Here is an 11,891-nt window from a genome sequence, read left to right on the forward strand (position 1 = left end):
CGCCCAGCTTCGTCAGCTTGGCTTCGCGCTCCTGCGCAGCAAAAAGGTTGGGTTTCATCATGGCAGAGTCGTCAAGGTTGATGCGCTGACATCATGCCACGGCCGGGCCGGTTTTTCGAGGCCCCCTAGTGCTCATGAGTTGCGATAAAGCATCGTTTGATCAGAATTATTCATCTTGGTTGGCTGTTTTTTTTGCATTTTTAGCGGGAAGAGGCTAGTGTAAGCAGCATGATCTGGCAGCACCCGATTTATAAAAAAAATAGCTTTCGTGCACAGGAATTCATAAAAGGTCATGAATTCCTGAGCACCAAAAGTGAATAAGGAGAAAAAATGAAGTGGTTTTTAAATTTGAAGATGGCATATAAATTATTGCTGTCCTTCTCCGTTGCATTAAGTCTGACACTGATCATCGGCATTTTTGGTATTTTTCAAAACTCCCGCCTCAACGCCGCATCAACAGAAGTGCTAAGTGACACATTGCCGAGTGTCCGTTTGGCTTTATTGATGAAGGCCACTTTAAACCGTATGCGCGTCTCTGAACTACAGCATATCCTCTCGTCTGAAGCGGCCGATTACACAAACTACGAAAAGAGCATCGTTACCCGGTCCAAGGAGTTTTCCGAATACCAGGCGCAATATCGCTTGCTGGATCACTCGCCCGAAGAAGATAAGTTGGTTAAAAACCTGGATTCTGCGTTTAAGTCCTACTCGGTGGCCAATGAACAGATTATGGGTTTATCGCGTAAAGGCCAGAAAGATCAGGCCAGAGAAGCGATCCGGGGCGAATCGGTAAAAATTTTCCGAGAAGTTAATAATGTCGTCGACCGTTTGGTCGAACTCAGCAAGGTAGAAAGCGACAATGCGCTGGAAAAGAATCAGACCTTATACGCCTCTTCGCGCAACTGGATTACCCTCATTCTGGTGGCTGCGTTATTGATTAATGTGACGCTTGCTTTATGGATCGCGCGCCTGATCAGTCGTCCTCTTCATGCTGCGGTCCGCGTTGCGGAAAGCGCCGCGAAAGGCGATTTGACGGCAACCATTGCGCCCACTTCGACCGATGAGATCGGACTATTGCTGCGCGCCTTGCAAGCCATGAACACCAATTTGCAGGGGCTGGTCGGACAGGTGCGCACGGGGACGGAAACGCTGAACATCGCTTCGCAGGAAATCGCTGCGGGTAATCTGGATTTGTCGGCGAGAACTGAGGATCAAGCCGCCTCCCTGGAGGAAACGGCATCGGCAATGGAGGAGCTGACTTCCACCATCAAACAAAACGCCGACTATGCCCGGCAGGCGAATAGTTTGGCCATATCCGCGACCGAGGTGGCGGGCCGGGGAGGAAAAGTGGTGGGCGAGGTCATTTCGACCATGAACGCCATCAATGAGTCCTCCCATAAAATTGTCGACATTATTGGCGTAATTGATGGAATTGCTTTCCAGACGAATATTCTGGCGCTGAATGCCGCCGTGGAAGCCGCTCGCGCCGGTGAGCAGGGACGTGGATTCGCGGTGGTGGCGAGCGAGGTGCGGAGTTTGGCGCAGCGTAGCGCGGCGGCGGCAAAAGAAATCAAGGATTTAATTAACGACTCTGTAGAGCGGGTGAGCGCCGGCAGCAAACTGGTGAATTTGGCCGGTAATACGATGACTGAAGTGAATGACAGTGTGCGTAAAGTAAGCAGTATCGTGACTGACATCAGCTCGGCGACGCAAGAGCAAAGCGTCGGGATTGAAGAGATCAATATTGCGATCGCAAAAATGGACACGGTGACGCAGCAAAATGCGGCGCTGGTCGAGGAATCGGCGGCGGCGTCGCAATCGATGCAGGATCTGGCGGCGGAATTGGCGACGTCGGTGAATGTGTTCCGCATAGAGCATAGCGCGGTGGCTTTGAGATAGACGGATTGGCGATAGCACGTGATCGTGCATCGGAAAATAAAATATTATAAAGGGGGGGGCTATGAAGAGAAAAAAATATATATCCGGAGTTGCTCTTGCGAGTGGCTTCATGTTGGGACAGGGCGCGGCCGCGCAATCGAACGTCACGCTTTACGGCATCGCCGATCTGGGTGCGCGTTATAGCAGTGGTTTGAGTGCGGCCAATGCGCCCACGTCGAACACCAGCACCGGCATCACCAGTGGCGTGAATAATACCAGCCGCTGGGGATTTAAAGGCGAGGAATCGCTGGGCAATGACATGGCTGCGGTTTTCCATCTGGAGGGCGGGCTCAATCTTGACACCGGCAGTAGCGCCAAATCCGATAAATTATTTGATCGCATCGCTTATGTGGGACTGAAAACCAGTGCCGGCAGGCTGACCGCCGGCCGGCAGGCAACCATCCTGTCCGACGCGATCAATCCGGTGGACCCCTTGGGCATGCGTAACGCCAGCTTTAATCCAAATATCAATGTCACCGCGTTAAGCAATACGGCCTTTGGCACGCACGCCTTTGGCACGCAGTACGGTACCAGCGGCTATAACGATAATTTCTACCGCCTGGACAATATGTTGAAGTTCACCAGCGAAATGGGACCGGTGACCGCACGTGTTTCGTATTCTTTCGGCGAGGTGCCGGGAGATTCCAGTGCCTTGTCAACGACAGGCGCCGCATTGAGCTACCAGCGTGATGGTTTCGTGGTCTCGGGTGGCTACATGAAATTTAAAAATCGCGCCGATTTCGCGCTGGATGCCTACACCCTCGGCGCCGCCTACAAGCTGGGCGAGGTGACCTTGAAGGCCAATTACGGCAATAACAAAGCGGACACGGCGATCAACAAAGAAACCAAGCAACGCATCGCTTCCGGTGGTGGCAGCGTCCTCGTTTCCCCTGGCAACCTGCTGACGATTGCCTATTATCGTGTGCGACGTGACAGCACCGGCTTTTCACAAGACGGTTTTGATCGCTTGTACGCGTATCTGGAGCATGATTTATCCAAACGGACCACGCTGTATGTTGAAGCGGATTCGACCAAATGGAACGGCAACGCCGCTGGCGTGACCGGTACGTTGGCCAATAGTACGCATGGCCGTGGCGTCACTTTGGGGATGATGCATAAATTCTAAATCGTCCAGCGTTGGATGCTGAAGGGCGGCCGTCATGGCTGCCTTTTTTATTGGCAGGATGCCAATGCGATAGCTGTATCGCAGATGATAAAAAAGTGATTGGACTGGGTTGGGTGAACTTGTTAAGTTTGCTTTAATAAAACGTTTCAAGATTTGCAGCCCAGTGGTGGGGCATCGCTTGAAACGGCCTAATTACAGGAGATCATCGAGTGAAACCAAGCCTCTATCAACCGGCGGCGCGTGGGCGTGGCCGTTTTTCCTTGCTGCTGCTGGCCTTGTGTTTTTCGGCCGGCGCGGCGTCGGCGGCGCAAGCGCCCGCTGTGCTGGACAAAATTGGACAGGTGCGGGCGCTGCATCCCGCGTCCGGTCCGGAGTTCCAGTTCCAGCGTATCGACGGCGGTGTGCAGTTTCAGCTGGGCGGCGTTACCAAGACAGTGATCTTCTATTCGCCTTCGGTGGTACGGGTGAATGCGCATCTCGGCACGCCGCACTGGCGTCACCCCAGCCTGGTGGTGCTGCGCCGGCCGGCGGCGGCGCCGTTCGAGTTGCGTGACCAGCCCACCAGCCTGGAGCTGGTGGGCGCCAAGGTGCGCATTTCGATCGACAAGCACAGCGGCGCGATCGCTTATGCGGATGGCGCCGGCAGGGCGCTGACGCGCGAGAACGCGGCGGCGCCGCAAAGCATCGTGGCCCGCACGATTTCCGCCGCGCCGACCTATGAGGTCGAGAACCGCTTCACGCTGAAGCCGGGCGAGGGCATCTACGGCTTCGGCTTCACCGCCGACGATGAGGTCAACCGCCGCAACAAGGAGTTGCTGCTGGTGCAGACCAATGTCGGCATCATCATTCCGGTGATGGTCTCGTCCGAACGCTATGGCGTGCTGTGGGACACCTATTCGATGATGCGCTTCAAGGACGACGCCGATGGCGCCCGGCTGTGGGCCGAGAGCGCGCCCGGCGGCGTCGATTACTACTTCATGGCTGGCGACACCATGGACGACGTGGTGGGCGCCTACCGCTGGCTGACCGGCGACGCGCCGATGTATCCCAAGCAGGCGTTTGGCCTGTTCATGAGCAAGGAGCGCTATCCCACCCAGGCGCGGCTGCTGGAAGTCGCGCGCACCTTCCGCCAGGAGCAATTCCCGCTCGACTACATCGTGCAGGACTGGCAGTACTGGGGCTCGGACAAGGACGGCAGCTGGAGCGGCATGACGTGGAATCCGGAGCGCTACCCGGACCCGAAGGCGATGACCAAGGCCATTCACGATCTGAACATGAAGCTGATGGTGTCGATCTGGCCGTCCATCGGCGATGATACCGCGCTCGCGCACGAGCTCGATCAGCACCATCTGCGTTTCGCGCCGCTGCACTGGATCTCGAAGCATGCGCGGGTGTACGACGCCTACAGCAAGCTCGGGCGGCAGATTTACTTCAAGCACATTAAGAGCGGCCTGCTGGACAAGGGCGTCGACGCGCTGTGGATGGACGGCACCGAGGTCGAGGTCAGCTCGGCGATGTGGAACGCCATGGACAATGTGCGCGACACCAAGGCGCTGGGCAATAATGCGATGGGCGACTTCACCCGCTATCTGAATCCGTACACGCTGTTGACGACGGAAGGCACCTACCAGGGGCAGCGCGCCACCGACAATAAGCGCGTGTTCACGCTGACCCGCTCGGCATGGGCCGGCGCGCAACGCACGGCGGCGGCCTCGTGGTCGGGCGACATCTTCGCCAGCTGGAAGACGTATCGGCAGCAGATCGCCGGCGGCGTGAATGTGACCATCACCGGCAATCCGTACTGGACGCAGGACACCGGCGGCTTCTTCGTCACCGAATTCCCCGGTGGTGAAAAGAACCCGGCCTACCGTGAACTGTACGCGCGCTGGTTCCAATATGCCGCGTTCAATCCCATCATGCGGGTGCATGGCACCAGCATCGAGCGCGAACCCTATCTGTTCAAGCAATTGGACCCGGCGGTCTACCAGTCGATGCTCAACGCCGTGCACCTGCGCTATCGGCTGCTGCCATACACCTACAGCCTGAGCGCGAAAGTCACCGCCGACCGCTACACGCTGATGCGCGCGTTGCCGATGGATTTCGCGCAGGACACCGCCACCTATGACATCAACGACAGCTTCATGTTCGGCCCGTCGCTGCTGGTGCATCCGGTAACGCGCGCCATGTACCACGTGCAGGCGCCGCCCATCCCGGTGATCCCGTCCGAGTATCTGCGCACCGCCGATGGCAAGCGCGGCCTGACGCTGCAATATTTCTCCGGAGAGAACTTCGACAAGCCGCTGGAGAAGCTGGTCGATGAAAAGATCGACCACGACTGGCCGGCGCCGCCGCTGGCGGAAATTCCGGGTGGGCTGAGCTCGCTGGATCATTTTTCCGCCCGCTGGCAAGGCGAGCTGATCGCGCCGGAAGACGGCGAATACGAGCTTGGCCTGAGCGGCGACGACGGCGTGCGCCTGTTCCTCGGCGGCGAGAAGGTCATCGACGACTGGACCGAAGGCTCCGCGCGCACCCGCAGCGTGCGGCGCACCTTGAAGCGCGGCGAACACCTGCCGCTGACCATCGAGTATTACCAGGGCACGGCCGAGCGCTCCTTGCGGCTGGGCTGGCGTACGCCGGCCGAACTGCGCGCGTTGGCGGCGGCGGCCGCCGCGCCGCGCGACCTGCAGGTGCAGACTTATCTGCCCAAGGGCGGCGATTGGTATGACTTCTGGACCCACCAGCGCTACGCCGGCGGCGCCAAGGTCGGCCGGGATGCGCCGTTGGACATGCTGCCCTTGTATGTCCGCGCCGGCGCGATCATCCCGATGGGGCCGGTGGTGCAGTATGCGACCGAACAGCCGTCCGCGCCTTACGAGATACGCATCTATCCCGGTGCCGATGGCCGCTTCACCGTCTACGAGGACGATAACGCAACCTACGCCTACGAAAAAGGCCAGTCCGCGCGTTACGAACTGGTGTGGGACGATGCCAGCCGCACGCTGCGCATCGGCGCGCGCAAGGGCAGTTTCCCCGGTCTGGTGCGCGAGCGCACGCTGAACATCGTGATCGCCGATCCCGCCAATGCCAGCGCGCTGGGCACGGCGGCGCCGAGCCGTTCGGTGGTCTACCGCGGCAAGCCGGTCAGCCTGAGTTTTTGATGGCCGGCTAGCTCAGACCACGAAGCTGGCGGGGCCGTCCGGGCGGCGGCTCAGCAGCCGGGACAGCTTGCGCAGCGCGGCCGACAGGCGATCGCTGTCCTGGATGGCGCCGAGCGAGATGCGAATCGCGTTCGGCGGTCTGGTCGGGGCGGTCGAAAACGCCTCGGATGAGGTGACCGCCAACCCTTCGGCCCGCGCCACCCGCGCCAGTTCCGGCGCGGTCCAGTAGCTTGGCAGTTCCAGCCACAGGTGGATGCCGTCTTCCCGCGCTTCCGCCTTGCCTGCCAGCAGTTGATGCGCGATGCGCTGGCGGTTGCGCGCCTCCAGCTTGACGCCGGCCAGCAATTGCTGCGCCGCGCCGTCGTGTATCCATTGCGTGGTCAGCGCGGTGGTCAACGGTGCCGCCATCAGCACGAACGACCGCAGCGCGTGCATGAAGCGCTCGCGCAGTTGCGCGTCGGGTAGCAGCACGTAGGCGGTGCGCAGTCCCGGCGCCAGGCATTTGGACAGCGTGGCGATGTGCACCACCTGCTCCGGCGCGAGTAGCGCCAACGGCGGCGGCGCGTCGGCCGCCAGCAGCGAATACGGATCATCCTCGATGATACGCACGCTATGGCGCGCGGCCACTTGCAGGATTTCCTTGCGCCGCGCGGCCGGCATGGTGTGCGTGGTCGGATTTTGCAGCGTGGGATTCAGATAGATCAGCGCGACCGGATGGGCGGCGCAGGCTTGCTCCAGCAGGTCCGGACGCATGCCGTCGGTGTCGATGTCCACCGCCACCACGCGCCGTCCCAGTTGCTGCGCCGCCGTCGTCAGGCCGGGATAGACGGTCGGCTCGGTCAGGATCACGTCATCGGGACGGCTCAACGCGAGGATCAGCGCGGCCAGTGCCGTTTGCGCGCCGGCGCAGACGGCGAGGTGTTCCGTATCCAGCGGGCCGAACAGTGGCGCCAGCCATGCCGCGCCGGCCGCGCGGTCGGCGGCGCCGCCACCGCCCAGGTGGTAATTCATCAGCATGCCGCTGTCCGTGCGCAGCAGTACTTGCGCCAGTCCCTGTTTCAGCATGTCGTCAAAGTCGACACCGGCGGGCGGGGGAGGGATGTTCATGCTCAGGTCCAGCAGCGCTTGCAACTCGACCTTGGGCGCGGCAGCGTAGGTGCCGCGCGCGCCTTTGCCTTCCAGCAGGTGGCGGCGGCGCGCTTCGTCATAGGCGCGGGTGACGGTGGTCAGGTCCACCCGCAGCAGGCTGGCGAGGCGGCGCTGCGGCGGCAAACGGTCGCCGGGCTTGAGCATGCCGTCGGACAGCGCCTGCTCGATGGCGTCGGCAATTTGCAGGTAGCGCGGGCCGGCCTGCTGCACGAAGTGTCCTATCCAGGCGATGGCCTGTGACTCATCTTGTATGGATTTTGACTGAGACATTTGATCTGAATGTACGGGTGTTGCTTTGCAGTAGCGTCTGTTCAGACGCTACTTTATCCCTACATCGAGACCGGGTACAACTTATTTCGGCGCCCAGGCGCGGGGCGGCCATTGCAACCGCCCCGCGCCTGGCTTAACCCGCCATCAGAACTTGTAGCGTGCGCCGATCATGTAACGCGGTCCGGCTTGCGTCACATTGAGCGTCGATGCGGCCGTGCGGCCGTGCTGGCGTTGCGTCGCATCGTTGAGGTTGATGGCCTCCAGCTGGAAGCTCAGGTTCTGGTTGAAGTTGTAGCCGATACTGAGGTCGACCTGGCCGTAGGCGTCGGTGTACACCGGCGCCGCGCGGCCGTTGCCATCGACCGTGGCGGCCAGGAATTCGTCACGCCAGTTATAGGCCACGCGCACCGACCAGTCCTTGTTCTCGAAAATACCCACCAGGTTGGCTGAGTTGCTGAGCCCGAGAATCGCGAACTGGTCGTTGACGTCGGCGTTGTTGTACTTCAGCGGCGAGTGCACGTAGGTGTAGTTCGCCTGTACGCCGAAGCCGCTCTGACCGAACATATGCTGCAGATTGACCTCGGCGCCGCTGACGTTGGCCGATTTCTGGTTGGCATAGGTGGTGGTCTGGAAGTTGAGGATCGGGTCGGTCGGCAGTCCGGTGATGGTGCCATCCAACATGCCGTCGCCCTTGACCCCGGTTTTCTTGACGCCCGGCTGGCCGTCGAAATTGCCCAGGATGTAGTTGCGGATGCAGTTGGTGTCGGCGGCGCCGCAGCCACTCGACAGCGCCGCCTTGTAGTAGGCGCCGCCGATCGGCGTGTGCAGGCCGTACAGCGATTGCGTGATCAGCGTCTGGCCGGCGTAGTTATCCAGCTGCTTGCGGAAGTAGGCCAGCGACAGCACGCTCTGCTTGTCGTAGTACCATTCCCACGAGATATCCAGATTCTTCGATTTGACCGGTTTCAACGCCGGGTTGCCGACCGAGGCGCTGCCGCCGGTGAACACGTTGGCGATGGTGCCCAGCGTCAGGCCGCCTTGCAGCTGATCATAGCGTGCGCGGCCAATGGTGGCGCCGGCGCTGGCGCGCAGCTTCATGTCGCTGCGCAGATCGGTATCGAGGTTGATGGACGGCAGCACGTTGGTGTACGAGGCGTCGGTGTTGCTGAAGGCCTGGCCGCCAAAGGTGATCGGCAGCTCATTCTGCGCCACCCACACGACGGCCGTGCCCGGCAATACCTGGGCGGTCGAGCTGACCTTGGTCCGCTCGACGCGCACGCCGACCGACGAGTGGAACGGAATCGCGGTATCCCAATCGGTGTTGAGCGACAGGTAACCGGACGTGGTTTTTTCCTGCAGCGTGCGGTCGGTGTCCGGCGTGCCGAAGTTGGGCAGATAGGCGGCCTGGTTGCCGACCGCGTTCGCCGTCACCTGGCGCACCTTGGCGAAGTCGAAGGTGTACAGCGTACCGAACAGCTCCGGCGAGTTGGCGCCGCCCAGCTTGTTGAAGAACGACGACAGGGAATTGGCCTGGAACAGGTTGGCCGGATAGTCCGACGCCTTGGTCGCGCCGCCCCAGGTGTTGTTCTGCACATTCGAATAGGTCGAGCGGTTGGTGGTGTCGGTGTAGCCGACGCCAAAGTTCAGCTCGGACGCCTCCAGGATCTTCAGGCTGGCCTTGGTCTGCGCCTGCTTGATGGTCGATTTTTCGAAGCTGTTGTGGAACCACGAGCCGGCGGCCTGGATCGGCGCGGCGGTCAGGTTGGCGGCCGGCATGCTCAGGATCGGCAGTTCCTTGGTGAAGTCGAGCTTGACCGGGCCACGGCTGAAGCTGGCGTTGGACAGCGCGTTATCGCTGCCGAACGGGCTGTCGGCGCCGGACTGGGCGGTCGAGTGGTGGGCGTCGAACTCGATCTTCAGGTCCGGGCTGGCTTTCCAGGCGACGTTCACGCCCAGCGACTTGTTTTTGGTTCTGGTGGCGAAATCGCTGCCGACCACCGAGATGTCCTGCGGCGTCGGGTAGACCTCGGCATAGGTCAGCGGGCTGACCACGTGGCCGCTTGGCCACGAGCTGGTGGAGGTGGGCGTCTGCGCGAACCACACGCTGAGCTCATTGCGCTTGGTCTGTATCTTGTTTTCCGAATAGGTGTAGTCGACCGTCGTTGTCAGTTCCTTAACCGGACGGAACTGCAAGGTCAACTGGCCATTGGTGCGTTGCCGCTGGACGGCGGCAATGTTGTAGTTCATGTTCTGCGGAATCGAATACAGCGCGTCCTGTGCCGGCCGGTTGGTGATCTTCTCCGACCCCGGCTTGCCCGGCTGTGCCAGCGTCTGGCCGTCGATGACCGCCGAGCCCAGATACGGGCCCTGGTAGCCGTTGAACAGTCCGGCGCGGTTGAAGCCGGAATCGCGCGACTGGAAGCTGGCGCTCAGCGCCACGCCAAAGCGGCCGTCGGCGCTGGTGTTCGAGTAAATGCCGGAGACCTCGGGCGTGACGCTGCGGCCCTTCATCGAGTCCGCCACGTGGTCGTTCGAGGTGTCTTTCAGCGCCTTGACGCCGACGCTGGAATGCAGGCCGGGATTGTCGAACGGCCGGCCGGTGACCACGTTGATGGTGGCGCCGATGCCGCCGGTCGGGCTGTCGGCGCGGCCGGTCTTGTAAACTTGCAGCTGCGAAATCGATTCCGACGCCAGATTGGAAAAGTCGAACGAACGGCCGGACAGGTCGCTCAGGTCGGTGGTCGGCATCTGGCGGCCGTTCAGCAGCACCAGATTGAAGTCCGGCCCCAGGCCGCGCACGGTGACTTTCTGGCCTTCGCCATTGCTGCGGTCGATCGACACGCCGGAAATGCGCTGCAGCGATTCGGCCAGGTTGGTGTCCGGGAATTTACCCATGTCCTCGGCGACGATGCCGTCGACGATGCCGTCCGAGTTGCGCTTCAGGTTCAGGGTCGACTGCATACTGGCGCGGATGCCGGTGACGACCACTTGCGGCGGATCGTTGGCCGTATCGGCCGAGGCGGTCTGTTGGGCGTGGCCGGGCAGGGCCAGCACGCCGCATGCGCTGGCGACCGCCAGGTTCATCAAGGTACGTTGAAAAGGTGTTTGCATAAGGTCTCCGTCTTTTTATATTGATGTCTTCTGCGTGGGTGAGGCGTGGGTGATGCGTGGGGTGGTGGCGGGTGGTCGGTCTCCCTGTGATGGTGGATGGATCAGCGCGGCTTGGCCGGCTGCAGATAGCCGTGCATCGCCAGCCAGCGCGTGTAGCTATCGAACCAGCCGGTGCTGGTGGTGGTTTTCGGATACATGCCGAAGCCGTGGCCACCTTGCTCGAACAGGTGGAATTCCACCGGCCGTTTGGCTTTGCGCCAGCTGTCCACCAGGCCGTAACCGCTGTTGGCGAAGAACGGGTCGTCGGCGGCCAGGGCGATGAACAGCGGCGGCGCATCGGCGGGCGGCGTCATCGTCGTCAGCGGACCGTAAATATTGCCGATGAAGGCCGGCTTGGCATCCTGCCCGTGCAGCGCGGTCATCATGGTCAGCATGGCGCCGGCTGAAAAGCCCAGCATGCCGACGCGGTCCGGATCGACATGCCATTCGCCGGCGCGGGCGCGCACCAGCGCGAAGGCGGCGCGGGCATCGGCGATCTGCGGCGCGTAGGCGGCGGTCGGATCTTGCGGCGCCGGTGGCCGCTTGGCGGTGCCCGAGAACATTTCCGCCATCGAACGCTCGAAGCCGGCCATGTCGGCCGGCGTCTGATTCAAGCGGTACTTCAGCACGAACGCGGCCACGCCCTTGTTGGCCAGTGCTTGTGCCACCTGCCAGCCTTCGTTTTCCATCGACAGCGTGCGGAAGCCGCCGCCGGGCGCGACGATCACCGCCGCGCCGCTGGCCTTGCCGGCTTCGGGCAGGAACGGCGTCAGCGTGGCGACCGTGACGTTGCGCGTGAATACGCTGTTGTATTGGCGGTGCCAGGCCTCCGGCGCGGTGGCGCCCGGCAGTGCGCCGGTGTCGAGCGTGATCGCGTTCGGCTGGGCCGGCGTGGCGATCGGGCTCATCTTGTCGTTTTGCGCCATGACCGGTGCATGCAGCGCGCAGGCCAACAGCAAGGCGGGGAATCCGGCTTTGATCATTTTGTCTCCTTTTTGTTATTGCTCATGTTAATGAGTCTAAAAATGTTTGCGGTAACATTTCAATTGTGTAGCCAATGTATTCCTCGGGTTGGCAGGAAACCAATAACTTTTTTGTTG

Annotated in this window: 6 protein-coding genes; 3 read left to right on the forward strand and 3 right to left on the reverse strand. The window is 61.3% G+C overall.

The genetic code is table 11. The features are described from left to right. Positions 1 to 330: 330 nt before the first annotated feature. The 3 genes from GTP44_RS28060 to GTP44_RS21715 all read left to right on the forward strand — a co-directional run bounded on the left by GTP44_RS28060 (position 331) and on the right by GTP44_RS21715 (position 6,222). Positions 331 to 1,899 carry a methyl-accepting chemotaxis protein gene (locus tag GTP44_RS28060; RefSeq protein WP_161021054.1) on the forward strand — a complete coding sequence of 523 codons (1,569 nt, stop codon included), beginning with the start codon at positions 331 to 333 and terminating at the stop codon, positions 1,897 to 1,899. Between the two features lie 61 nt (positions 1,900 to 1,960). Further along, positions 1,961 to 3,064 (forward strand): porin, encoded by a 1,104-nt coding sequence (locus tag GTP44_RS21710; protein WP_161021055.1) that lies wholly within the window; start codon positions 1,961 to 1,963, stop codon positions 3,062 to 3,064. A 209-nt stretch (positions 3,065 to 3,273) separates the two neighbouring features. Further along, positions 3,274 to 6,222: a glycoside hydrolase family 31 protein gene (locus GTP44_RS21715; RefSeq protein ID WP_202424183.1), complete on the forward strand. Its 2,949-nt coding sequence runs from the start codon at positions 3,274 to 3,276 to the stop codon at positions 6,220 to 6,222. Positions 6,223 to 6,234: 12 nt separating this feature from the next. Here GTP44_RS21715 and GTP44_RS21720 read toward each other — a convergent pair whose 3' ends face one another. The 3 genes from GTP44_RS21720 to GTP44_RS21730 form a co-directional block, all read right to left on the reverse strand. Next, a complete protein-coding gene (locus GTP44_RS21720; RefSeq protein ID WP_202424184.1) occupies positions 6,235 to 7,641 on the reverse strand; it encodes an aminotransferase-like domain-containing protein in 1,407 nt (468 codons plus the stop codon). A 144-nt stretch (positions 7,642 to 7,785) separates the two neighbouring features. Then, complete coding sequence (locus GTP44_RS21725; RefSeq protein ID WP_161021056.1) at positions 7,786 to 10,752, reverse strand: TonB-dependent receptor; 2,967 nt, start codon at positions 10,750 to 10,752, stop codon at positions 7,786 to 7,788. Between the two features lie 101 nt (positions 10,753 to 10,853). Then, a complete protein-coding gene (locus GTP44_RS21730) occupies positions 10,854 to 11,774 on the reverse strand; it encodes an alpha/beta hydrolase (protein ID WP_161021057.1) in 921 nt (306 codons plus the stop codon). Positions 11,775 to 11,891: the final 117 nt, after the last annotated feature.

It is taken from the genome of Duganella lactea (assembly GCF_009857505.1).
GTDB classification, from domain to species: Bacteria; Pseudomonadota; Gammaproteobacteria; order Burkholderiales; family Burkholderiaceae_D; genus Rugamonas; species Rugamonas lactea.

Excerpts from the sequence above, each read along its gene's own strand:
- GTP44_RS28060 (WP_161021054.1), top strand. The coding sequence starts at position 331 with ATGAAGTGGTTTTTAAATTTGAAGATGGCATATAAATTATTGCTGTCC.
- GTP44_RS21710 (WP_161021055.1), top strand. The coding sequence starts at position 1,961 with ATGAAGAGAAAAAAATATATATCCGGAGTTGCTCTTGCGAGTGGCTTC.
- GTP44_RS21720 (WP_202424184.1), bottom strand. The coding sequence starts at position 7,641 with ATGTCTCAGTCAAAATCCATACAAGATGAGTCACAGGCCATCGCCTGG.
- GTP44_RS21725 (WP_161021056.1), bottom strand. The coding sequence starts at position 10,752 with ATGCAAACACCTTTTCAACGTACCTTGATGAACCTGGCGGTCGCCAGC.
- GTP44_RS21730 (WP_161021057.1), bottom strand. The coding sequence starts at position 11,774 with ATGATCAAAGCCGGATTCCCCGCCTTGCTGTTGGCCTGCGCGCTGCAT.